The 23109-nt window shown below is 71.7% G+C and carries 25 protein-coding genes; 13 read left to right on the top strand and 12 right to left on the bottom strand.

What is annotated here, in order from left to right; all coding sequences use genetic code 11:
* Positions 1 to 123: 123 nt before the first annotated feature.
* From HQN59_RS13875 to HQN59_RS13845, 7 genes are all read left to right on the top strand, one after another.
* Entirely contained in the window at positions 124 to 3081 is a 2958-nt protein-coding gene (locus tag HQN59_RS13875) for a formate dehydrogenase subunit alpha (RefSeq protein WP_176069705.1), read from the top strand.
* A gap of 28 nt (positions 3082 to 3109) precedes the next feature.
* A complete protein-coding gene (gene fdh3B / locus HQN59_RS13870) occupies positions 3110 to 3781 on the top strand; it encodes a formate dehydrogenase FDH3 subunit beta (protein ID WP_246294913.1) in 672 nt (223 codons plus the stop codon).
* A complete protein-coding gene (locus HQN59_RS13865) occupies positions 3778 to 4005 on the top strand; it encodes a hypothetical protein (protein ID WP_176069704.1) in 228 nt (75 codons plus the stop codon). Before fdh3B ends, HQN59_RS13865 begins: the two co-directional genes overlap by 4 nt.
* Before the next feature lie 21 nt (positions 4006 to 4026).
* On the top strand, positions 4027 to 5406 hold the full coding sequence (locus HQN59_RS13860) for a formate dehydrogenase subunit gamma (RefSeq protein WP_246294912.1): 1380 nt from the start codon (positions 4027 to 4029) through the stop codon (positions 5404 to 5406).
* Positions 5407 to 5439: 33 nt separating this feature from the next.
* Positions 5440 to 5826, top strand: coding sequence for a hypothetical protein (locus tag HQN59_RS13855; RefSeq protein WP_342451206.1), 387 nt, complete (start codon positions 5440 to 5442; stop codon positions 5824 to 5826).
* Between the two features lie 99 nt (positions 5827 to 5925).
* Positions 5926 to 6855, top strand: coding sequence for a formate dehydrogenase accessory sulfurtransferase FdhD (locus HQN59_RS13850; protein WP_176069702.1), 930 nt, complete (start codon positions 5926 to 5928; stop codon positions 6853 to 6855).
* Positions 6856 to 6944: 89 nt separating this feature from the next.
* On the top strand, positions 6945 to 7307 hold the full coding sequence (locus tag HQN59_RS13845) for a translation initiation factor Sui1 (RefSeq protein WP_176069701.1): 363 nt from the start codon (positions 6945 to 6947) through the stop codon (positions 7305 to 7307).
* A 7-nt stretch (positions 7308 to 7314) separates the two neighbouring features.
* On the opposite strand, the gene HQN59_RS13840 is transcribed toward HQN59_RS13845, so the two are convergent.
* From HQN59_RS13840 to HQN59_RS13810, 7 genes are all read right to left on the bottom strand, one after another.
* Positions 7315 to 8031, bottom strand: coding sequence for a glycosyltransferase (locus HQN59_RS13840; protein WP_176069700.1), 717 nt, complete (start codon positions 8029 to 8031; stop codon positions 7315 to 7317).
* A gap of 69 nt (positions 8032 to 8100) precedes the next feature.
* Positions 8101 to 8586, bottom strand: a complete 486-nt coding sequence (locus HQN59_RS13835) for an acyltransferase (RefSeq protein WP_176069699.1) — start codon at positions 8584 to 8586, stop codon at positions 8101 to 8103.
* 103 nt (positions 8587 to 8689) lie between these two features.
* The gene (locus HQN59_RS13830; protein WP_176069698.1) at positions 8690 to 10663 is read right to left on the bottom strand and encodes an O-linked N-acetylglucosamine transferase family protein; all 1974 of its coding nucleotides are present in this window, start codon (positions 10661 to 10663) and stop codon (positions 8690 to 8692) included.
* Positions 10664 to 10881: 218 nt separating this feature from the next.
* Positions 10882 to 11481, bottom strand: a complete 600-nt coding sequence (gene mobA / locus HQN59_RS13825) for a molybdenum cofactor guanylyltransferase MobA (protein ID WP_176069908.1) — start codon at positions 11479 to 11481, stop codon at positions 10882 to 10884.
* A complete protein-coding gene (locus tag HQN59_RS13820; protein ID WP_176069697.1) occupies positions 11478 to 12230 on the bottom strand; it encodes an ATP-binding cassette domain-containing protein in 753 nt (250 codons plus the stop codon). The genes mobA and HQN59_RS13820 overlap by 4 nt, the downstream gene beginning before the upstream one ends.
* Positions 12227 to 12940, bottom strand: a complete 714-nt coding sequence (locus HQN59_RS13815) for an ABC transporter permease (RefSeq protein WP_176069696.1) — start codon at positions 12938 to 12940, stop codon at positions 12227 to 12229. The genes HQN59_RS13820 and HQN59_RS13815 overlap by 4 nt, the downstream gene beginning before the upstream one ends.
* A gap of 106 nt (positions 12941 to 13046) precedes the next feature.
* Positions 13047 to 13577: an Mpo1 family 2-hydroxy fatty acid dioxygenase gene (locus tag HQN59_RS13810; protein WP_176069695.1), complete on the bottom strand. Its 531-nt coding sequence runs from the start codon at positions 13575 to 13577 to the stop codon at positions 13047 to 13049.
* 142 nt (positions 13578 to 13719) lie between these two features.
* Here HQN59_RS13810 and dcd point away from each other — a divergent pair, with 142 nt between their 5' ends.
* From dcd to HQN59_RS13795, 3 genes are all read left to right on the top strand, one after another.
* On the top strand, positions 13720 to 14289 hold the full coding sequence (gene dcd, locus HQN59_RS13805) for a dCTP deaminase (protein ID WP_176069694.1): 570 nt from the start codon (positions 13720 to 13722) through the stop codon (positions 14287 to 14289).
* Between the two features lie 124 nt (positions 14290 to 14413).
* Positions 14414 to 15289, top strand: coding sequence for a KPN_02809 family neutral zinc metallopeptidase (ypfJ, locus tag HQN59_RS13800; protein WP_176069693.1), 876 nt, complete (start codon positions 14414 to 14416; stop codon positions 15287 to 15289).
* Positions 15290 to 15590: 301 nt separating this feature from the next.
* Positions 15591 to 16724 (top strand): 2OG-Fe(II) oxygenase family protein, encoded by a 1134-nt coding sequence (locus HQN59_RS13795; protein ID WP_176069692.1) that lies wholly within the window; start codon positions 15591 to 15593, stop codon positions 16722 to 16724.
* An 82-nt stretch (positions 16725 to 16806) separates the two neighbouring features.
* Here HQN59_RS13795 and HQN59_RS13790 read toward each other — a convergent pair whose 3' ends face one another.
* Positions 16807 to 17073 (bottom strand): hypothetical protein, encoded by a 267-nt coding sequence (locus tag HQN59_RS13790; RefSeq protein ID WP_176069691.1) that lies wholly within the window; start codon positions 17071 to 17073, stop codon positions 16807 to 16809.
* 92 nt (positions 17074 to 17165) lie between these two features.
* A complete protein-coding gene (locus tag HQN59_RS13785) occupies positions 17166 to 18323 on the bottom strand; it encodes an alpha-hydroxy acid oxidase (protein ID WP_176069690.1) in 1158 nt (385 codons plus the stop codon).
* Positions 18324 to 18494: 171 nt separating this feature from the next.
* Here HQN59_RS13785 and HQN59_RS13780 point away from each other — a divergent pair, with 171 nt between their 5' ends.
* On the top strand, positions 18495 to 19373 hold the full coding sequence (locus HQN59_RS13780) for a prohibitin family protein (protein WP_217704127.1): 879 nt from the start codon (positions 18495 to 18497) through the stop codon (positions 19371 to 19373).
* 65 nt (positions 19374 to 19438) lie between these two features.
* Here HQN59_RS13780 and dinB read toward each other — a convergent pair whose 3' ends face one another.
* Positions 19439 to 20695, bottom strand: a complete 1257-nt coding sequence (gene dinB, locus HQN59_RS13775) for a DNA polymerase IV (protein WP_176069689.1) — start codon at positions 20693 to 20695, stop codon at positions 19439 to 19441.
* Positions 20696 to 20882: 187 nt separating this feature from the next.
* Between dinB and HQN59_RS13770 the strand changes: the two genes are divergently transcribed.
* Positions 20883 to 21398 (top strand): GNAT family N-acetyltransferase, encoded by a 516-nt coding sequence (locus HQN59_RS13770; RefSeq protein WP_176069688.1) that lies wholly within the window; start codon positions 20883 to 20885, stop codon positions 21396 to 21398.
* 47 nt (positions 21399 to 21445) lie between these two features.
* Positions 21446 to 22060, top strand: coding sequence for a YybH family protein (locus HQN59_RS13765; RefSeq protein ID WP_176069687.1), 615 nt, complete (start codon positions 21446 to 21448; stop codon positions 22058 to 22060).
* A gap of 146 nt (positions 22061 to 22206) precedes the next feature.
* On the opposite strand, the gene HQN59_RS13760 is transcribed toward HQN59_RS13765, so the two are convergent.
* Positions 22207 to 22608 (bottom strand): hypothetical protein, encoded by a 402-nt coding sequence (locus tag HQN59_RS13760; RefSeq protein ID WP_246294911.1) that lies wholly within the window; start codon positions 22606 to 22608, stop codon positions 22207 to 22209.
* A gap of 74 nt (positions 22609 to 22682) precedes the next feature.
* Complete coding sequence (gene flgM, locus HQN59_RS13755; protein ID WP_176069686.1) at positions 22683 to 23009, bottom strand: flagellar biosynthesis anti-sigma factor FlgM; 327 nt, start codon at positions 23007 to 23009, stop codon at positions 22683 to 22685.
* Between the last annotated feature and the right edge of the window lie 100 nt (positions 23010 to 23109).

Below are 23109 nucleotides of genomic sequence, written 5' to 3'. Positions count from 1 at the left end.
GCCGGTCCGGCTCGACCGGGGCCCGGGCGCCTGCATCGCGCACGACCACGACCACGAAGGCGGGGCGCCTTCAAGGCGCGCACCCATCAGGGTCGCGCCGCCTTCACGAGCGAAGGATCGCTGATGTTGCTGACCCGCAAGTCTTCCCACGCCGCGCCGGCCGCGCCGTCCACCCTCGTGGCCGGCCTCGCGCGCGGTCTCGGCCGCGCCATGCCCACGATCGACCGGCGTGCCTTCCTGCGCCGCTCCGGTCTCGGCGTCGGTGCCGGCATCGCGACGGCCCAGCTCAGCCTGGTGCGCAAGGCCGAAGCGGCGGATGCGCCGGCGAACACGGCTTCGTCGCAGCCGGTGGTGCGCCGCACGGTCTGCTCGCACTGCTCGGTCGGCTGCGCGGTCGACGCCGTCGTGCAGAACGGCGTCTGGATCCGCCAGGAGCCGGTGTTCGACTCGCCGATCAACATGGGCGCGCACTGCGCCAAGGGCGCGGCGCTGCGCGAGCACGGCTCGGGCGAGCACCGCCTCAAGACACCGATGAAGCTGGTGAACGGCAAGTACCAGCGCATCTCGTGGGACCAGGCGCTGCAGGAGATCAGCGCCAGGATGCTCGAGCTGAAGAAGCAGAGCGGTCCCGACTCGGTGTTCTTCGTCGGCTCGTCCAAGCACAACAACGAGCAGGCCTACCTGATGCGCAAGTGGGTGAGCCTCTGGGGCACCAACAACTGCGACCACCAGGCGCGCATCTGCCATTCGACCACCGTCGCCGGCGTGGCCAACACGTGGGGCTACGGGGCGATGACGAACTCGTACAACGACATGCGCAATTCGAAGGCGGCGTTGTACATCGGCTCGAACGCCGCCGAGGCGCACCCGGTCTCGATGCTGCACATGCTGCACGCCAAGGAGACCGGCACCAAGATGATCGTGGTCGATCCGCGGTTCACGCGCACCGCCGCCAAGGCCGACCAGTACATCCGCATCCGCTCCGGCACCGACATCCCGTTCCTGTTCGGGATGCTGCACCACATCTTCAAGAACGGCTGGGAAGACAAGAAGTACATCGAGGATCGCGTCTACGGCATGGACAGGATCCGCGAGGAAGTGCTCGCCAAGTGGACGCCCGACAAAGTGCTCGAGGCGTGCGGCGTCGACGAGGCGACCTGCTACCAGGCCGCCAAGACGATGGCCGAGAACCGGCCGAGCACCCTGGTGTGGTGCATGGGGCAGACCCAGCACACGATCGGCAATGCGATCGTGCGCGCCTCGTGCATCGTGCAGCTCGCGCTCGGCAACGTCGGCGTGGCGGGCGGCGGCGCCAACATCTTCCGCGGCCACGACAACGTGCAGGGGGCGACCGACGTCGGCCCCAACCCCGACTCGCTCCCGGGCTACTACGGCCTCAGCGAAGGCTCGTGGAAGCACTTCGCGAAGGTCTGGAAGGTCGACTACGACTGGATCAAGCAGCAGTACGCGCCCGGCATGATGAGCAAGCCGGGGATGACGGTGTCGCGTTGGATCGACGGCGTGCTCGAGAAGAACGAGCTGATCGACCAGGACGCGAACCTGCGCGGGCTCTTCTTCTGGGGCCATGCGCCGAACTCGCAGACGCGTGGTCTCGAGATGAAGAAGGCGATGGACAAGCTCGACCTGCTCGTCGTCGTCGATCCGTACCCGTCGGCCACCGCGGCGATGGCGGCGATGCCCGGTAATTCCGCCGACCTCAACCTGAACCGCGCGGTCTACCTGCTGCCGGCAGCGACCCAGTTCGAGACCTCGGGGTCGGTGACCGCGTCGAACCGCTCGCTGCAGTGGCGCGAGAAGGTGATCGAGCCGCTCTTCGAGTCGCGCACCGATCACATGATCATGTACCAGCTCGCGCAGAAGCTCGGCTTCGACAAGCAGCTGATGGCCAACACCAAACTCGTCGCCGGCAAGGGCGGGATGATGGAGCCCGAGGTCGAGTCGCTGCTGCGCGAGATCAACCAGACCTGCTGGTCGATCGGCTATACGGGGCAGTCGCCCGAGCGCCTGAAAGCGCACATGCGCAACATGCACGTCTTCGACGTGAAGACGCTGCGCGCCAAGGGCGGGGTCGACAAGGAGAGCGGCTACGCGCTCGACGGCGACTACTTCGGGCTGCCGTGGCCGTGCTTCGGCAACGCCGCGCTCAAGCACCCGGGCTCGCCCAACCTCTACGACACCACGCGCCACGTGATGGACGGCGGCGGCAACTTCCGCGCGAACTTCGGCGTCGAGAAGGACGGCGTCAACCTGCTCGCCGCCGACGGCTCGCATTCGGTGGGCGCCGACATCACGACCGGCTACCCCGAGTTCGACCACGTGTTCCTCAAGAAGCTCGGGTGGTGGAATGAACTGACCGATGCCGAGAAGACCGCGGCCGAGGGCAAGAACTGGAAGACCGACGTGTCGGGCGGGATCATCCGCGTGGTGATGAAGAACCACGGCTGCCACCCGTTTGGCAACGCCAAGGCGCGCGCGGTGGTCTGGAACTTCCCGGACCCGGTGCCGCTGCACCGCGAGCCGCTCTACTCGACGCGCGCCGACCTGGTCGACAAGTACCCGACGCACGACGACAAGAAGGCGTTCTGGCGTCTGCCGACGCTCTACAAGTCGGTGCAGCAGGCCAATCGCGACGTCGGCAAGAAGTTCCCGCTGATCATGAGTTCCGGCCGGCTCGTCGAGTACGAGGGCGGCGGCGAGGAGACGCGGTCGAACCCGTGGCTCGCCGAACTGCAGCAGGAGATGTTCGTCGAAATCAACCCGGCGACCGCCAACGACCGCGGCATCCGCAACGGCGAGAACGTCTGGGTCAGCACGCCGACCGGCGCGCGCCTCATGGTGAAGGCGCTGGTCACCGAGCGCGTCGGCCGCGACACCGTCTGGCTGCCGTTCCACTTCTCGGGGCGCTGGCAGGGCAAGGACCTGCTCGCGTACTACCCGGACGGCGCCGCGCCGGTGGTGCGCGGCGAGGCGGTCAACACCGGCACCACGTACGGCTACGACAGCGTGACGATGATGCAAGAGACCAAGACGACCGTCTGCCAGGTCGAACGCGCGGCCTGACGCCAGGCCGCCCACCAGGAGCCCCACGATGGCCCGAATGAAGTTCATCTGCGACGCCGAGCGTTGCATCGAGTGCAACGGCTGCGTCACCGCCTGCAAGCAGGAGAACAACGTGCCGTGGGGCGTCAACCGGCGGCGCGTCGTCACGCTCAACGATGGCGTGCCGGGCGAGCGCAGCATTTCGGTCGCCTGCATGCACTGCTCCGACGCGCCGTGCATGGCGGTCTGCCCGGTCGACTGCTTCTACCGCACCGACGAAGGCGTGGTCCTGCACGACAAGGACATCTGCATCGGCTGCGGCTACTGCTCGTACGCGTGTCCCTTCGGAGCGCCGCAGTTCCCGGCCAACGGCACGTTCGGCATGCGCGGCAAGATGGACAAGTGCACGTTCTGCGCCGGCGGACCCGAGGCCAACGGCAGCGACGCCGAGAACGCCAAGTACGGCCGCAACCGCCTGTCGGAAGGCAAGCTGCCGGCGTGCGCCGAGATGTGCTCGACCAAGGCGCTGCTCGGCGGCGACGGCGACGTGGTCGCCGACATCTTCCGCACCCGCGTGCTGCATCGCGGCAAGGGCAGCGAGGTCTGGGGCTGGGGCACCGCTTACGGCAAGCCGACGCAGGGCAGCGCCGCGCCGCTCGGCAACGGCACCGGGAACGGCAACGGCAGCGGCACCACGGCGACGCCGGGGACCAAGTCGTGAGGCGGCTCGGCGCGCTGGGCATCGGGCTGGCAGTGGTGCTGGGGGGTTGCGGCGAGACCGTGCAGACCATCGACTCGGGCCGCGTCCGCAAGGCCGACACGCCGCCGTGGACCGCGCACGATTCGCCGTATCGGGCGCGCGGCTGGAACGCCGGCAACCAGGCCGCCTTCGATGCGCAGCTGCGGGCGCGCGCGCAGGGCCAGAACGACTACGCGGCGCGCTAGCGCGCTCGCCGGAGGCTCGTCATGCGGACTCTCGATCGCCGTCTCGCCGCGCTCGCCACGGCTTTCGTGCTGGCGGCGGTCGCAACGTCCGCAGCGCTCGCGCAGCCGACCGGCGCAGCCCCTTCGGGGACCACGGCGCCAACGGGCGTGACCCGGTCGATGGTCCCGGCGCCGGCCGGCACGGCCGCCACGCCGAACGCGCCCGGCACCTCGAGCCGCGCGATGCCGATCGCACCCGCACCCACCGGCGCGGCGGCCGCCGCGGTTCCGGCACCGGCGCCGCCCGCCGCCGCCACGCTCGCGCCGCCGGCAACGGGGATCACGCGCGACGCTCGCGGCGACATCGCTTCGGCGACCGCGAGCAGCCCTGGCATCGCCGGCAGCTACGTCATCCCCGCCGAGCCGCGCGCCGACGAGAGCAACGCGGTGCGCGCGCGCACCCAGCCGGGCAACAACGCGCCGTTCTGGCGCCAGGTGCGCAACTCCGGGAACGCCCAGGGCACGGTGAACCTGCCGGGCGCCGAACGCGGCGTGCTGGTGCAGGCGTTCACGCAGTACCCGGGATCGCGCTACACCACGGCCGGCGAGGCGTGGCGCCAGGTCCGCAACAACTGGATCATTCCTTACGGCGGCGCGCTCATCGTCATCACGGTGTTCGCGCTCGGCATCTTCTACTGGCGACGTGGGCCGATCGGTGGCCACGAGCCGCACACCGGGCGCGTGATCGAGCGCTTCACGCCGTTCGAACGCGCGGCGCACTGGGCCAACGCGCTGGCGTTCGTGGTGCTCGCGATCTCCGGCATGGTGATGGCGTTCGGCAAGTTCGTGCTGCTGCCGCTCACCGGCAGCGTGCTGTTCGGCTGGCTCACCTACGCCCTCAAGACGGTGCACAACTTCGTGGGCCCGCTGTTCGTGGTGTCGCTGCTGGTGATGATCGTGGGCTTCATCCGCAGCAACCTGCCCGCGCGTGGCGACCTGCACTGGATCCGCCGCGGCGGCGGCCTGTTCGGCGGCGCCGAGCCGCCGTCGCACCGCTTCAATGCCGGCGAGAAGCTGGTGTTCTGGTTCGGCGTGCTGTTGCTTGGCCTCGTCGTCGTCGCCTCGGGACTCGCGCTCGACATGCTGCTGCCCGGCCTGGCCTACACGCGCGGCGACATGCACGTCGCGCACATGATCCACGCGGTGGCGGCGGCGTTGATGATCGCGGTCTTCCTCGGGCACATCTATCTCGGCACGATCGGCATGCGCGGCGCCTACGCCGCCATGAAGACCGGCTACGTCGACGAGGGCTGGGCCGAGGCTCACCACCGCTACTGGTACGACGACATCCGTGCCGGCAAGATTCCGGCCGAGCGCAGCCGGCGCGGCCGCGGCGGCCGCGTCGAGCAGCCCGCGGCCTGACCGAAAGCGCTCCACCCGAGGATTGCCATGCGCGTGACACCGTTCGTCCTCCTCGTCGCCGCCACGTTCGGCGGCGCCGCGCTCGCCAAGCTGCCGCCGCCGACGCCCGAGGCGAAGGCCAAGACCGACGAGACCGCGGCACGCACCGCGTGGTCCGACAAGGTCGCGGCGTACCAGCTCTGTCAGTCCATGGACCGTACCGCCGAGGCCTACCGCGCGCGGGTCAGATCGATCGGCAAGGAGGCGCCGCCGGCCGAGGCGACGCCGCCGTGCACCGATCCGGGGCCGTTCAGCTACACGCCGCCGTCGGCCAAGCCGCTCGAGGCGTCGGAGGCGCACTCGCCGGCCGGCAACGCGACGTCGCCGCCGAGCACGCCGGCGCACGCGGTCGACGTCACCGGGCCGAAGCGCTCGCCGTAAGCCGCACGCGAGGCGCTCGGCTCGCCGATCGCCTCGACGTCGGCGCCTGTGCCGCGGCGCTGCGTCCGCCGCAAGCCGCCGCTCCCCTATCCTCGACGCATGTCCCACCGACCCCGCCTGACCGTCGCGGCGGCGACGCTCACCCATCCCGTCCGCGTGCGCGACGAGTTCGGCGCCGAGCGCGACATCGCGATCCCCGCCGAGCGCGCGCTCACCGTGTTCGTCGACAACCGCGAGCTCGTCACGTTGATGACGCTCGGCGCGGCTCCCGAACTGCTGGTGCTCGGCTATCTGCGCAACCAGCGCCTGGTCGACAGCGTCGCCGACATCGACTCGATCACCGTCGACTGGGATGTCGCCGCCGCCGCGGTGAAGACGCGTGCCGGCATCGAGCGCTTCGACGCCAAGACCGCGAGCCGCGTCGTCACCACCGGTTGCGGGCAGGGCACGATGTTCGGCTCGCTGATGACCGACCTCGACGCGGTCGAACTGCCGGCGTTCGACGACCCGGCGGGGCGCCTCGCCCAGCACGAGCTCTACGCCGTGCTGGCCGCGATGCGTGGCCAACAGAGCATCTACAAGGTGGCCGGCTCGGTGCACGGCTGCGCGCTGTTCCGGCGCGGCGAGCTCCTGACCTTCGTCGAGGACGTCGGCCGCCACAACGCGATCGACACCATCGCCGGCTGGATGTGGCTCAACGACGTCCGTGGCGCCGACAAGCTGTTCTACACGACGGGTCGCCTGACCAGCGAGATGGTGATCAAGTCGGCGCAGCTCGGCGTGCCGATCGTGGTCTCGCGCAGCGGCACCACGCAGATGGGTCAGGAGGTCGCCAGCCGCCTCGGCATCGCGCTGTTCGGCCGCGCCGCCAATCGCCACTTCATCTGCTACTGCGGCTGGGAGCGCTTCGACCCCGATGCGTCGATCGCGCGCGCGCCGTGGGTGCCGCCGGCGAGCGCTCAGCCGGGTGCGAGCGCGGTAACGGGCGACGGGGCCGCGCTGGCCACCACCGAGGTCGCCGGGCGCTAGCGGCGCGGCTGTCCGCAAGCTCGTGGGCGCGTTCAGGCGCTCGACGTACAGTCGCCAACCCCCGGTTCTTCCGATCCGTTGCCATCCCGATGAAACCGCGTTCCACCGGCGGCCTTGTCTATTCCACCGAGACCGGCCGCATGTGCCCCGGCTGCCGCCAGCCGATCGCCGCCTGCACCTGCCGCGCGGCGTCGCTGCCGGCCGCCCGCGCCGACGGCGTCGTGCACGTCGGGTTCGAGACCAAGGGCCGCGGCGGCAAGGCGGTCACGCTGGTGCGCGGGCTCGGCCTCGACGCGGCGGGCCTCGCCGATTGGGGCAAGCGCCTGCGCACCGCCTGCGGTACCGGAGGCAGCGTGAAGGAAGGCGCGATCGAGCTGCAGGGCGACCATCGCGACCGCGTCGTGGCCTGGCTCGAGCAGCAGGGGCGCAAGGCCAAGCGGGTCGGCGGGTAGCGACGCGTCAGCCCGATCGCGTGTCGTCAGGCCGCCGTGGGCCGTACCAGACGCCGAGCCGCGCGCGCTGGTCGACGCCGGAGCGGCCCGCCCACACGACGCGCAACCCGCTTCCGATCAGCTCGGCCATCGAGTGGGTGCGCAGCTTGCGTCCCGAGGTGAGGACCGCCTCGCGCAGGATCACGAACAGGCCCTGGCCGTGCAGCGCGCGGCAGAGCGCGATTTCCTCGGCAGCGTAGAGGCGCTCGTCGAACCCGCCGACCGCCTCGAACGCGGCGCGCGTGCAGAAGATGAAGCAGCCGCCCGTCAGGCGCAGGCGCCGCGCGAACCACATCGACGCCGGCAGCACCGCACGCACCCACAGCGGGATCGGCTCGTCGAATCGGATCGCGGCGCCGCCGCCGATCGCGCCCTCCTTGAGCGCGGCCCGCACGCCGGCGACCACGTCAGGGCCGATCAGCGTGTCGGCGTCGACGAACACGAAGACGTCGCCGCGGGCCGCGCGCGCACCCGCGTTGCGCGTTGCCGCGATGTGTCGCAGGTCGACGTGGACGACGCGCGCGCCGGCCGCGCTCGCAAGCGCGGCGGTGTCATCGGTCGAGGCGTCGTCGACCACCACGATCTCGTGCGGCTCGCCCGCCGCCTGCGCCGCACCGGCGATCGACGCGACCACCGCCGCGATCGAGCCGGCCTCGTCGTGCGCGGGGACAATGAAGGAGAGCATCGGCGCAGTGTCGCAGAGGGCTACGAGCTCGGCTCGGCCGGGCTCCGACGCGAGCTTGCGGCCGATTCGTCAGCGCTTGCGGATCACGCGCGGCGGATTGCCGGCAATCACCGAATACGGCGGCCATTCGCCGCGCAGCACGGTGCCCGCGGCGACCACGCAGCCGCGCCGCAGCAGCGTGCCGTCGAGCAGCACGCAATTGGCGCTGATCCAGCAGTCGTCCTCGACGACGATGCCGCCCTTGCTCGGCATGAAGCGCTGCTGCCAGATCGGCATCTCGCGCGAGCGGTACTCGTGGTTGGTCGCCGCGAAGGTGGTGTTGGCGGCGACCAGCACGCCTTTGCCGAGCGTGACGCCATGCCCCGAGTAGATGACGACGCCCGAGGTGAGATACGAGCGCTCGCCGATCGTCACGTCGCCGTCGCCACCGGCGAACTTGATCTTCACGAAGCTGTCGATCGTGACGTCGTCGGCGACGACGACCGTGCTGCCGCGCACCGAGGTCTCGATGTCGGCAAGCGCCGACACGCTGGCGCGCGGCGAGATGCGATTCATCGAGTCGGCCTCGCGACCGAGCCGCCAGCGCGGCTCGCGAGGCACGAGGTCGAGGCAGCCCAGTCAAGCCGGTGCGCCGTCGAGGACGCGTTCGCGACGCCCATCAGCCGGCGTCTCGTTCGCACCAGCGCTCCCACATCCCGCGCAGCGCCGCGTGCCAGTGCCTCGCAAACGCCCGGGCGTCGAGCAGCGCGCCGCCGGCGACGCGCTCGCGCAGGCCGTGGCGGATGCGGCGCAGGCGGTCCTCGTCGCGCGCGAGCGCGACGGCCAGATCGACGTAGCCGTCGATGCCGTCCGCGACCAGTTCGCCGAGTCCGGCATGGCCGAGGATGGTCGCGCCCATGCGCGACGGGAAATGCCGGCCGGCGACGCTGACGACTGGCACGCCCATCCAGAGGGCATCGAAGGTGGTGGTGCCGCCGTTGCAGGGAAACGGGTCGAGCGCGATGTCGATCCGGTTGTAGAGCACGAACTGGTTCTCGGGCCGGCGCGGCTCGAGGATCACGCGCCCGAGCGGCAGGCCGAGCCGCAGTAGCCGCGTCTCGACGCTGTCACGGTACGAGGCATTGCCGAGGCCGTTGATCTCGAGCAGCAGGCGTGCCTCAGGCAGCTGCGCGAGGATGCGCGCCCAGGCGGCGAGCACGTCGTCCGCGACCTTGGTGAAATTGTTGAAGCAGCCGAAGGTGAGCGCGCCGGCGGCGTCCTTCGGCAGGCCCTCGGGCGGCTGCACGTCGAGCGCGGGCGGCTGGTAGCAGCAGAACGGCCCCGGCAGGCGCCAGAGCGCTTCGGCGTTGAGGTGCTCGGTCATGCCCGGCGGTTCGGCGAGGGCGTCGCTGATGCGGTGGTCGATCGCCGTGAGGCCGCTCGTGAACGGGTAGCCGAGCCACGTCACCTGCACCGGCGCGGGCCGGCGCGCGAACACCGGCAGCCGGTTGCCCTGCGAATGGCCCGACACGTCGATGAGGATGTCGATGCCGTCGGCGCGGATGCGCGCGGCGAGCGCGTCGTCGTCGAGCGCCTGGCAATCGATCCAGTGGTCGAAGCGGCTTGCGAGGCGCTCGCTCGTCGCGTCCTTGACCGCGTGGTTGTAGTAGGCGAACAGCTCGAAGGCGCCGGCGTCGCGCCGCACGAGCACCGGCTCGATGAAGTGGGCGACCGGATGGCGGCGCAGGTCGGCGGAGACGTAGCCGACCTTGAGGCGCCGCGCCGGATCGGGCCGGTTCGGGTGCGCGGCCCAGGCGCCCCGCAGCGGGCCCTCGACGGCGTTGGCGTAGCGCGCGTGCTCGGCGAACAGCTCCTTAGGCGAGTGCGCCGGGTCGTAGAGCATCGCGAACAGCAGGCTGCTCCAGGTCGCGGCGTCGCCGGGCCGCAGCGCGAGGGCGCGCCGGTAGCTCTGCACGGCATCGGCGAAGCGGCCGAGTTCGGTGAGCGCGAGGCCGAGGTTGGCGTGGATCGAAGCGTCGCCGGGCGCCGCGTCGACCGCGCGCGCATAGCAGGCGAGTGCCTCGGCCGACTCGCCGCTGGCCTTCAGCACCGCGCCGAGGTTCGACCACGTCGACGCGTTGCCAGGGTCGAGCGCGAGCGCCGCGCGAAAGCGCTCGGCGGCGGCGTCGAGCCGGCCCTGCGCCTGCCGCACGCAACCCAGGTTGCCGTGCGCGGCCGCGTAAGCGGGACGCAGCGCGATCACGCGCTCGAGCGCGTCGCCGGCCTCGTCCCATGCGCCGGTCTCGAACAGGATGCGGCCGAGGTTGTAGCCCGCGTCGACGTGGTCGGGCTGCACCGCGATCGCCTGGCGCACGAGGCGCAGCGCGATCTCGGTCTGGCCGACCTGGAACGCGAGCGCGCCCATCAGGTTGAGCGCGTCGGGCTGCTGCGGCTCCAGGGCGAGCACCTGCTGGTAGCGCGCCTGCGCTTCGGCCAGGCGGCCGGCCTGGTGGTGCTCGACCCCCGCCTGCAGCAGGTCGAGCAGTCCGACCGGTCGCGGCGCCGGCGCGGGCGCGGCCGCGCCCATGCAGCACTGCTTGTACTTGCGGCCGGAGCCGCAGGGGCACCGATCGTTGCGTCCGGGTCGGGTCATGCGCGCGCGAGAAGAGGACAGGTGGCGTCAGGCTCGAGCCAGGTGCCCGGCACGGTGTGGAGCTTGGCAGAGGCCAAGCGCTGGCGGTGCGTGGAACAGCCGTGCAATGGCGGTGCGATTCTCGGCAGATGCGCGACGGGTGAGATGCGGATGCTGCTGCGTGGCCGCGGGCGCCGGTGCGCACGCTGCCCGGGCGAGGGGCGAGGTCCGACGCCACCTCAACCCTCCGCCGCCAGCCGCCGCAGCTCGTCGAGCGTGTTGGCGTTGGCGAACGCCGCCGGGTCGGCGAACTCGACCTCGACGAAGCGCTGCTGGCGCGCCCAGAACGCGATCTTGCGTTCGCCGGCGTGCAGAAAGCGCACCAGGCTCTCGAGCACGCTGGTGCGCATCAGGCAGAACACCGGCTGCAGTTGCAGGCGGCCGTCGTCGCGGGTGGCGGCCATCGCGATCTCGGCGTCGGCGTCGGCGAGGCTCGCCGCGAGGCGCGCCACCAGGTCGGTCGGGAACTGCGGCGAGTCGCACGGCACCGTGGCGAGGTACGGCGTCTCGCAGCGCTCGAGGCCGGCCATGAAGCCGCCGAGCGGCCCCGGATAGTCGGCGACGGCGTCGGGCCAGACCGGCACGCCCATGGACTCGTACGCGGCGAGGTTGCGGTTGGCGTTGATCATCACCTCGCCGACCTGCGGGGCAAGGCGCAGCACCGCGTGCAGCGCGAGCGGCATGCCGCGGTACGCCTGCAGCCCCTTGTCGACGCCCCCCATTCGCGTCGCGCGGCCGCCCGCGACGACGAGGCCGGTGATGTCGGCGCTCGGGATCACACGTCCCATGGCAACTCTCCCCTCGAAAGCAGATCGGCACGCGCGTCGGTGCGGGTCGCGAAGAAGTCGGCGCTCGGCAGGTCGACGCGGATCGTGCCACGGTCGAGATGAACGATCCGGCCCGCCAGCCGGCGGGCCTGGCCGAGGTCGTGCGTGCTCATGACGAGCGTCATGCCCGCCGCCGCGAACGTCGCGAGCAGGCTTTCGACCTCGTGGCGCGCGGTCGGGTCGAGGCTCGCGGTCGGCTCGTCGAGCAGCAGCAGATCGGGCCGCACCGCCCAGGCCCGAGCGAGCGCCAGCCGCTGCTGCTGGCCGACCGAGAGCGCGCGGGCGGGGCGCTCGCGCAGATCCGCGAGGCCCGCGCGGTCGAGCGCCTCGTGCGCGCGCGCGCTCCATTCGGCGCGCGGCAAGCCGGCCAGCCAGAGCGCGACGCTCAGGTTGTTCCACGCCGAGAGGCGCAGCATGAACGGGCGCTGGAACACCATCGCGACACGTGCCGCGGGGACGCTCATGCGGCGCGTGCCGTTGTGCGCGACGAGACCGTGCAGCGCGTGCAGCAGCGTCGTCTTGCCGGCACCGTTCGGCCCGACCAATGCAACGAAGTCGCCGCGGCGCACCGCAAGGTCGATCCCGTTCAGGGCGGCGACGTCTCCGAAGCGCACGCCGAGCGACTCGAGCGCGACGAGCGGCGCCTCCGCACGGAGCGGCAGCGCCGGAGCCGCTGCGCGGCGTGCACCGGCGACGCTCATCGCGCGGCCGCCACGCTCGCGCCGCCGGCACGCTGCGCCACGCCGATCGCCGCGTTGACGAGCCCGACCACGCCGAGCAGCACCAGCCCGAGCGCGAGGGCGAGCGCGAGGTCGCCCTTGCTCGTCTCGAGCGCGATCGCGGTCGTGATGACGCGCGTCACGCCGTCGATGTTGCCGCCCACGATCAGTACCGCGCCGACTTCGGAGATGGCGCGCCCGAACGCGGTGAGCAGCAGCGTGACCACCGACCAGCGCTCGTGGACCAGCACCAGCAGCGCGCGCGTCAGCGGCCCGGCGCCGAGCGAGCGCAGCGGGTCGTCGGCCTCGCGCAGGCTGTCGGCGACGAGCTGGCGCGCGAGCGCGGCGACCACCGGCAGCACCAGCAAGGTCTGCGCGACGATCATGGCCGCCGGTGTGAAGAGGAGGCCCCACGAGCCGAGCGGGCCGCTGCGCGAGAGCAGCAGGTAGACGACGAGTCCGACCACCACCGACGGCAGCGCGAGCAGCGTGTTGAGCACGCCGACCACGGCGCGCTTGCCGGGAAAGCGCGCGATCGCGAGCCAGGCGCCGCCGGTGAGCCCGAACGCGCCGGCGATGACGCAGGCGGCGCTGCTCACCGCGAGCGAGAGCGCGACGATGCGCAGCAGCCCGGGGTCGGCGCCGGCGACGAGGCCGAGTGCCATGCGCAGGCTCGCGCCGAAATCGGTCATGCGCTGCCTCGCGAACGCGGCGCGCACAGGCAGCGCTCGCGTCCGGACGACCCGGCGTCCGACGCCGGCAGCGCGTCGCCGGCTGCGGCGAGGGTGTCGATGGCGATCAGGCGATGCGTGCGGCGTCGCGCAGCACCGTCGGGCCGGCGCGGCGCTCGATCTCGCGCTGCAGCGGCGTGTTCCAGCCGAGCATGAACAGGATCTCGGCCACCACGAACATCGGACCGACCAGGAGGCCGACCAGGTCGTCGACGAACGCCGGCTTCTTGCCTTCGTACCAGTGGCCAACGAACTGGATCACCCAGCCGATCACGAAGAGGCCGATCGACCAGCCGAGCCAGGCGCCGGTGCCGCCGGCCGTGGCGGCGGCGTGCGCGAGCAGCGCCAGCACGCCGGTCGCGACGCTGACCGCGACGCCGAGCGCCGCGTGGCCGCGCGACAGGTACCAGGCCGCGGCCAGCGCGAACACCACCCATGCCGGCGTCACCAGCAGGTCGCCGGCCGGCACGCCCCAACGCGCGAGCAGCATCAGGATCGAGAACACGATCAGCGGCACGCCGACCAGATGGCTGGCGATGTTGCGGCGATCGCGGTGGTAGTGGGCGTACTGGACCAGCAGCTCGGTGGCATTGCGCATGATCGGCTCCGGATGGGTCGGCGCGGGGCGTGGCCGGATGTTAGCGACGGCTGCCGCCCGGCGGGTCGGGGTCGGCCCCGATGCCGGCCGGGCGCGCGAGGAGCGCTGCCTACAATCCGCGCCAGCTTTGGCGAGACGGGCAATGAGCATCAAGAGCGACAAGTGGATCCGGCGCATGGCCGAACAGACCGGGATGATCGAGCCGTTCGAGCCGCGCCAGATCCGCGAGTCGGCCGAGGGCCGCAAGATCGTCAGCTACGGCACCTCGAGCTACGGCTACGACATCCGTTGCGCGCCGGAGTTCAAGGTGTTCACCAACATCTACAGCACGGTCGTCGACCCGAAGAACTTCGACGAACGCAGCTTCGTCGACATCCACGCCGACGTCTGCACGATCCCGCCGAACAGCTTCGCGCTCGCCCGCACGCTCGAGTACTTCCGCATCCCGCGCAACGTGCTCACGATCTGCCTCGGCAAGAGCACCTACGCGCGCTGCGGGATCATCGTCAACGTGACGCCGTTCGAGCCCGAGTGGGAGGGCTACGTCACCCTCGAGTTCAGCAACACCACGCCGCTGCCGGCGCGCATCTACGCCGGCGAGGGCTGCGCGCAGGTGCTGTTTTTCGAGAGCGACGAGGTCTGCGAGACGAGCTACAAGGACCGCGGCGGCAAGTACCAGGGCCAGCAGGGCGTCACGCTGCCGGTGACCTGAGCCGGAAGCACCCGCGCGTTCACGCGACGTGATCGCGAGCGGCAGCGTCGCGCGGCCTTTTCCGACAGACCGCGAGCGCCGGCCGCTCCTACCATCCCCCGCACCCGGCCACGAGGAGCACGCGATGAGGATGGATGGCGAGCAGGAAAGCTCGAACGTCGAGGACGTTCGCGGCATGGGCAGTGGCGGCGGCTTCGGCTTCGGCGGCCGCAGCATCGGTCTCGGCTCGGTCGCCGTGGCGGTGATCGCCGGCTGGATCTTCGGCATCAATCCGCTGACGCTGCTCGGCCTGATGGGCGACGGCGGCGCGCCGGCCCAGCAGTCGGTGCCGCAGGGCAGCGCGCCGCCGCGCGACGACCCGCAGGCGCGCTTCGTCTCGCAGGTGCTGCACAGCACCGAGCAGGTCTGGAGTGATGTGTTCCGCTCGGCCGGACAGACCTACCCGGCGCCCAAGCTCGTGCTCTTTCGCGACAGCTGGCCGACCGCGTGCGGTCGCGGCCAGGCCGCCATGGGGCCGTTCTACTGCCCGGGCGACAGCAAGGTCTACATCGACCTCTCGTTCTACGACGTGCTGCAGCGCAAGCTCGGCGCCCCCGGCGAGTTCGCCCAGGCCTACGTCATCGCCCACGAGGTCGGCCATCACGTGCAGCACGTGCTCGGCGTGATGGAGAAGGTCGACGCGGCGCGCAGCCGCGCCTCGGAGCGCCAGGCGAACGCGCTCAGCGTGCGCGTCGAGCTGCAGGCCGACTGCTTCGCCGGCGTCTGGGCCGCGCGCTCGCAGCAGCGCCAGGGCTGGCGCCTCGAGCCCGGCGACATCGAGTCGGCGCTCAACGCCGCCGCGCAGATCGGCGACGACACGCTGCAGCGCAAGTCGCAGGGCACCGTGGTGCCGGAGTCGTTCACGCACGGCTCGAGCGAGCAGCGCGTCGAGTGGTTCAAGCGCGGCGTCGAGGGCGGCAGCATCGAACGCTGCAACACCTTCGAGCGCGGCGCGCTGTAGCGGCGGGCGGGCGATCTCGCCTGGCCGACGCACGGCAGCGTCGGCCCCCCGGCCGTCTTTCACAATGGCGGCCTGACGGCGCGCCGGTGTGCCGCATCCGATCGTCCGAGCCCGGTCGGAAGCGCCTCGACGCTGCCGCGGCTGGTGATCCGTCCGTCCCACCGGCGGCGCCGGCCTCCACAACGAGCAGAGTCGACCCGGCATGAACAAGCAGAAGCACAGGGATTCGAGGCACGCCGGCATGGCCGCGCACCCGACCGGCGCGGCGCGGGCCCTCCCCGCTGGCGCGCAGGTGTTCTCGATGAGGCCCGTCCCCACGGCGCCGCTCGCGATCATGGAACTCGGCGACGCCGACTTCGCCGCCGGCATCGACGGGCAGCCCTGCGTCGTCGTCGCGTTCCGCACCCCCGGCGTCGCCGAATGGACCGCGTTCGCGCCGACCTTCGCGGCGGCCGCGGCGCGCCACCCCGACGTCCGCTTCGCGACCGTCAACGTGGCGCGCAGCCCGGCGCTCGCGGCGCAGTTCGACGTCCGCGCCACCCCGACGCTGATGATCTTCTGCAGCAACATCGTCGTCTTCGCGAACCCGGGCGCGCTGCCCGCCGAAGGGCTCGAGCAGGTGCTCGCCGGCGTGCGCGCGCTCGACATGGACGAGGTGCGGCGGCAGGTCGCGAACGTCGATCCGCTCGTGGTGGGCGACGGCGCAGTGCCCGCGAGCGCGCCTCTCGCCGCGCCCGCGGACGACCTCGCGATCGAGGCGCACCTGCGCGCGCCGCTGCGCGCGCTGCTGCCCGAGCTTGCCGCGCGCCTGAGCGCCGGCGGGCTGGTCGCGATCCGCGACGCCTTCGAGCCCGAGTTCGCCGAGCGCATGTTCCGCAGCCTCGACGAGTGCACCGCGTGGCGCGTCCACGATGGCGGCGAGGGCGACTTCCACTACCACCACCACAACCTCTACGACAACGCCGCATTCCCGCAAGACCTCGCGTGGTGCTCGCGCATCTTCGACTCGGCCGCGACCAAGGACTGGGTGACGCGGATGTCGGGCCGGCCGTGCCCGGGCCCGACCGAGTTCTCGGCGAGCTGGTACCTGCCGGGCGACCATTCGCTGCCGCACAACGACGTCGCGCACAGCGAGGGCGCGTTCAGCCGGCAGGTCGCGTACGTCTGGCATCTCGCCAAAAACTGGCGACCCGAATGGGGCGGCGCACTCTACTGGTGTTCGAAGGGCTGCTACCTGCCCCCGACCTTCAACACGCTGTGGCTGTTCAACGTCGGTCCGGAGTCGAACCACTTCGTGACCCACGTGTCGCCGTACGCGCGCGGCAAGCGGCTCGCGATCAACGGCTGGTGGACCGGCGCCGGCGCCGTCGGCGAACGGGCCTGGAAAGGACCCGAGCACATCCGCGGCGACGGCGCCGAGATCGTCGTCTACTGAGTCGCGCGGGGGCCGGGCGTTTGCGAGCGGCACCCGCGCCGCACGCGCCGAGCGATCCGTTCCGCCGGGGCGGCGAGCGTACTCAGCGCAGCGCCGCCATCCAGTCGCAGCGCACGATGCCGGCGCGGTGCAGGCGGCGCCGCAGCCACACGTAGGCTCGCGGCAGGAACAGCAAGGCGAAGGTGAGCGCGGCGATGAAGCCGCGCCCGATCAGCAGGGCGACCGGGCCGCCGACGCAGCCGATCAGCCACAGCGTGACGACCGCTTCCCAGGCTTCCTTCTCGAGCGGCGCGAACTGGGCGTGCTGCTGATGCCAGAGCTTGAGGGCTTGGAACTGGTCCAGCGTCATCGCGATCTCCCGAAGGCGCGCCGACGGCCGCTCGCCGGTTCAACGCCTGTGTCGGCCCTTCATGCAATTCGGGTGCCTGTCGCACGCGTGCGTCAGCCGGCGACCGGATAGCTGCCCGGCAGCAGGATCGAGCGGTCGACGTCGCGGATGTTCGTGTGACCGCAGAACGCCATCGTGATGTCGAGCTCGCGGGCGATGATCTGCAGCACGCGGGTCACGCCAGCCTCGCCCATCGCGCCGAGCCCGTAGAGGAAGGCGCGGCCGATCAGGGTGCTGCGGGCGCCGAGCGCCCACGCCTTGAGCACGTCCTGCCCGGAGCGGATGCCGCCGTCGAGCCAGACTTCGGTTCGCCCGCCGACCGCATCGACGATCCCCGGCAGCGCCTCGATCGACGACGGTGCGCCGTCGAGCTGACGCCCGCCGTGGTTCGACACGACGATGGCGTCGGCGCCGCTCGCGACGGCAAGCCGCGCGTCCTCGGCGTCGAGGATGCCCTTGAGCACCAGCTTGCCGCCCCAGAGCTTCTTGACCCACTCGACGTCGGCCCAGCTCAGGCTGGGGTCGAACTGCTCGGCGGTCCACGAGAACAGCGACGACATGTCGGTCACGCCCTTGGCGTGGCCGACAATGTTGCCGAAGCTGCGTCGGCGGGTGCCGAGCATGCCGAGGCACCACGCCGGCTTGGTCGCGAGGTTGACGAGGTTCGGCAGCGTGATGCGCGGCGGCACCGTGAGGCCGTTCTTGATGTCCTTGTGCCGCTGGCCGAGGATCTGCAGGTCGAGCGTCAGCATCAGCGCACTGCAGTTCACCGCCCGCGCGCGCTCGATCAGGCGCTCCATGAACGGCCGGTCGCGCAGCATGTAGGGCTGGAACCAGAACGGCCGGGTGGTGTGGGCGGCGACGTCCTCGATCGAGCAGATGCTCATCATGCTGAGCGTGAACGGCACGCCGAAGCGCTCGGCAGCGCGCGCCGCGAGGATCTCGCCGTCGGCGTGCTGCATGCCCGTGAGGCCGGTCGGCGCGAGCGCCACCGGCATCGCGGTGTCGATGCCGAGCATGCGGGTCGCGATGGAGCGGTTCGCCATGTCGACCGCAACGCGCTGGCGCAGCTTGATGCGCCGGAAGTCAGCCTCGTTGGCGCGGTAGGTGCTCTCGGTCCACGACCCCGAGTCGGCGTAGTCGTAGAACATGCGGGGAACGCGCCGCTCGGCGAGCACGCGCAGGTCTTCGATGTTCGTGATGATGGTCATGAGAGGCGCGCCCGCGTTCGCGTTCGATGCTAAGCGACGTGCCACCGGCCGCCGCCGCCGCGTATTCTCGCGGCCCGCAGTTCCTGCCTGGGGCTGATAACACCCGCGCCTCGCGCCACCTCAGCGCCTGGCTTCCCGTGGCGTCGACACGCCCAACCATCCCGCAGCCGCATGAAGATGCCGAACCTGTCGAACAGTGTCGATAGCCCCGGAGGCGGAAGGCGCGGCGCCCCGGCCTGGCTGCGTCGCCTCATGGGCGCCGTCGTCGCGCTGGTCGTGCTGTGGCTGCTGGCTCCGATCGCGATCGTTCCGTCTGGCCACCGCGGCGTGATGACGACCTTCGGCAAGCCGTCGCCCGAGGTCTTCAGCGAAGGGTTGCACCTGCGCATTCCGATCGTGCAGGTCATGCACCTGATGGACGTTCGCATCGAGAAGGTCGAGGGCGAGGCCGATGCAGCGTCGAAGGATCTGCAGACCGTGCACACCAAGATCGCGATCAACTATCACCTCGACCCCGCGGCGGTGTCGCACGTGTTCCGCGAGATCGCGCAGTCGACCGACGAGGTCGCGCGCCGCATCATCGCGCCGGCAACGCAGGAAGCGGTCAAGGCGATCACTGCGCGCTTCACGGCCGAGGAGTTGGTGTCGCGGCGCACCGAGGTACGCGACGCGATCGGCGCGCTGCCCAAGGAGAAGATGACGCGCCACGGGCTGCTGCTCGACGAGTTCGCGATCGTCAACTTCGCGTTCTCGCCGTCGTTCACGCAGGCGATCGAGGCCAAGGTCAGCGCCGAGCAGCAGAAGCTCAAGGCCGAGCGCGACCTCTCGCGAATCCAGGTCGAGGCCGAGCAGAAGATCGCGAGCGCCAAGGCTGAGGCCGAGGCGCTGCGTCTGCAGAAGCAGGAAGTGACGACGATGCTGATCGAGCTGCGCCGCATCGAGAACGAGCGTCGAGCGATCGAGAAGTGGAACGGCATCCTGCCGACGACCTCAGGCGGCGCCGTCCCGTTCCTGAACCTCGCGCCGCAACGCGCCGTCGACACGCGCTGAACGCTGCGGCCGCGCCACCCCGGCCCGGAGCGGCCGCAGCACGCGGTGCCGTGGCGACGCCGCGCTCAGCGCGCGCCGTCGGCAGCTGCAGCTGCTCCATCGCCTTCCGAAGCGCTCGCGGGCGTGTCGAACAGCGGCAATCCGCGGTAGGGCTCGGCGACCCGCGCGCGCGCCGGCGCGCAGCCGACGGCAGCCGGATGCGCGCCGACCAAGTCGGCGATCCGCATCAGCGCGCCCGCACGCACGCCGAGCAGCCGCAGGCGCCGCGTGAGGTCGACGCGCTTGAGGCAGGTACCGGCGGCACGCCGGATCTCGCGCGCGTCGAAGGTGTGCGTCGGCAGGCTGAGGTCGCGCGTCACCGAGCGAAAGTCGTCGTAGCGCAGCTTGATGCCGATCGTCTTGCTCGCGTAGCCCTTGCGGCCGAGGTCGCCGGCGAGCTTCTCGCAGAGGTGGGTGAAGATCGCGCCGAGCTCGGCGCGGTCGCGCACCGCGTGGAGGTCGCGCTCGAACGTGGTCTCGCGGCTGATCGACTTGGGCTCGCTCGACGTGACCACCGGACGCTCGTCGCGGCCGTGCGCCATCTCGTGCAGCCAATGGCCGTAGCTCGCACCGAACTCGGCGCGCAGCCACGCCGGGTCGGCCTTCGCGAGGTCGCCGATCGTGTGCAGGCCGTGCCCCGCCAAGCGGGCCGCCGACTTGGGGCCCACGCCGTTGACCTTGCGCGCCGGCAGCGGCCAGATGCGCGCCGGGATGTCGGCGACGTCGAGCAGCGTCAGGCCGTCCGGCTTGTCGAACTCGGAGCAGATCTTCGATAGCAGCTTGTTCGGCGTGACGCCGATCGAGCAGGTGAGCCCGGTCGCGGCCTGCACGGCCGACTTGAGGGCGCGCGCGACCGCAAGTCCGCGGTCGTCCTGCGCGCCCGGCACGTCGGTGAGGTCGATGTAGATCTCGTCGATGCCGCGGTCCTCGACCACCGGCGCGATCTCGCGCACCGCGGCCTTGAAGCGGCGCGACATCGCGCGGTAGGCGTCGAAGTCGACCGGCAGCAGCACCGCGTCGGGCGCGAGCTGTGCCGACTTCATCATCCCCATCGCCGAGAACACGCCGAGCGCGCGCGCCTCGTAGGTACTCGTGGTGACGACGCCGCGCCCGACGTACGAGCGCAGCGTCGCGAACTCGCGCGTGCCGTCGGCACGCGTGCGCGGCCCGTGGTCGCGGCTGCCGCCGATCACCACCGGCCGGCCGCGCAGTTCGGGATAGCGCAGCAGCTCGACCGACGCGTAGAACGCGTCCATGTCGAGGTGGGCGATGAGGCGGGGCATGCGGGCTGCTTCGAGCGGGCTCGTGCGACTGGATGAAGATACAGGATGTTCGCGGCGTCGCCGGCGCCGGCCGTTCGTCGGCTTTACCTGCCCGACGCGGGCGGCGCCGAAGGCGGCCGCTATATTGGGCCGGCGCGACCGCCCGCGCGGCATGGCCTCGGTGGTGCGTCGCCGGAGAACCGCACGCATGAGCTTTCATCCCCAGGTTCGTCTCGCCACTCGCGCCGACGCGCGCTGGATCGCCGAGCTCTCGCGCGACCGCATCGAGCACGGGCTCGGCTGGAGCTGGACCGCGTCGCGCGTCGCCCGCAGCATCGCCGCTCCCGACACCAACGTGGTGCTCGCCTGCGACGGCGCCCAGCGCCTCGGCTTCGGCGCGATGCGCTACCACGACGACGAGGCGCACCTGCTGCTGCTGGCGGTGGAGAGCTGGCAGGCGCGGCGCGGGGTCGGCCGCCTCCTCGTCGGCTGGCTCGAGGAATCGGCGCGCTGTGCCGGCATCGGTCAGGTCTACCTCGAAGCGCGTGCCGTCAACGCGGCCGCGCGCGCGTTCTACCAGCGCCTCGGCTATCGCGAGTGCGAGCTCGTCGCCGGCTACTACCAGGGCCGCGAGGCGAGCGTGCGGATGGCGCACGACCTCTGGAGCGCGGCGCCGGCCGCCGCGGGGGGCTCGCCGGACCGGCAGCCGCGGCGCGGATCGTGAGGGGTCGCGGCGCGGCGGGTGCGGCATCGCCGCGAGTCGGTCCGCCCATGTCGACGGCGAATGCGATCGCGGTGGCACTGCTGATCGCGGCGGCGCTGCCTGCGGCGCACGCAGCCCGTGCCGGCGCTGCAGCCGGCACCGCCGGCGCACGCAGCGGCCCTGCGACCGCCGCGCCCGGTCAGCCGACCGGCGCGCACAGCGCCGCCGAGTGCGAGGTGTGGCGGCGCGAGACTCAGTTCGCGCGCAGCGTCGAGCATCGCCATCGGGCGGCCTTTGCCGAGCACGTCCATCCGGGCGCGGTGTTCGATGCCGGCGGTCCGCAGCCGCTCCGCGGCCGCGACGCGATCGTCACCGCCTGGACGCCGCTGATCGCCGGGCGCGGCGGCAGCGAGCTGCGCTGGCGTGCCGGCTTCGTCAGCATCGGCGACAACGCCGACGTCGCGGTCGTGCGCGGCCCCTACGAACTGCGCGAGCGCGGCGTCGACGGCCGGCCGCGCTACCGCGTCGGCCTCTACCAGAGCGTGTGGGTGCGCGATGGCGCCGGCGCGCCGTGGCTGGTGCTGTATCGCAGCCCGCACGATGCGTCCATGCAGGTCGCGAACGCGGCCGAGGCGCAGGCGTTCGCCGACGCGCACGCGGCGCTCGACTGCACGACGGAGTAGGGCGGTCGGATCACGGGCACACGGGCACACGGGCGCCGGCAGCGGTCGTCATGCTGCGAAACGGCGCGGCCGCTCGGGTTGGCCGCCAGGGTGACTTCGGCGCAGCGATCGCCCGGGCGCGGCCGGGCCGCCGCAGGCGCCGCGTCTCAGGCGCGCAGCACGCCGCTGGTGTTGCTGCGTTCGGCGCTGCCGCTCGCGGCGTAGACCGCCAGGTTCTCGCGCGGCAGCAGCACGTCGATCGCGCGGTCGAGCGCGGCGGTGGCGCGCGCGAGACTCTCGCGCTGCGCCGCGACCTGGCCGCTGGCGCGGGCGAGGCGATGGCGCAGCGCGGGCGGCACGGCGCCGCTGCGGGCGGCGCGCGAGAAGTGCTCCACCGCGCTCGCCATGGCGCGGTGCAGTTCGGCCGCGTGACGGTCGATCGCGTCGGCATCGCGGGCGCGCAACGCGCTGCCGAGCGCGCCGAGTTGCGACTCGACGGCGGCAAGGGTGTCTTCGAGAACGGGCTCGCCAGCGGCCAGCGGCTCGCGGGTCATGGCCGGATCGGGCATCGAGATCGACTCCAGGGGCAGGTCAGCAAAAGCGCGGCGACGGGCAGGGGCCCGTCACCCGAGAGGGCAACGCTTCAGCTCTTGACCTTGCTGAGGAGTTCCTGGGCGTTCGAAATCAGCTTGTCGGCGATCGTCTCGGCGTTGATCTTGAACGTGCCGTTCGCGATCGCGTCGCTGATGCGGCTCACCTTGCCGGCATCGAACTCGGCGTCGCCGCCCGGCGCGAGCAGGGTCGACGCGGTGCTCGACAGCGCGACGTGCGAACTCGCGGCGCTGCTCGCTGCGGCGGCCGGTGCGGCCTTGCCGTTCGACGCGGCCGCCTTGGTGGCGTCGGCTGCGGCAGGCTGGCTCGTGACCGTGGCCAGGGCAGGCGTCTTGTCAGCGGGGTTACCGATCTTCATCGTGCTCTCCAAACGGGCCCGGCGAACCCGGCCCAATCCAATATGGACGGTGTATCGGCGCAGCGCGCGGCGACTTTAGACATTTTTTCGGCTTCTCGCG

The sequence above is a fragment of the Rhizobacter koreensis genome (genome assembly GCF_013366375.1).
GTDB classification, from domain to species: Bacteria; Pseudomonadota; Gammaproteobacteria; order Burkholderiales; family Burkholderiaceae_C; genus Schlegelella_A; species Schlegelella_A koreensis.
This window is presented reverse-complemented; position numbering and strand designations above follow the sequence as displayed.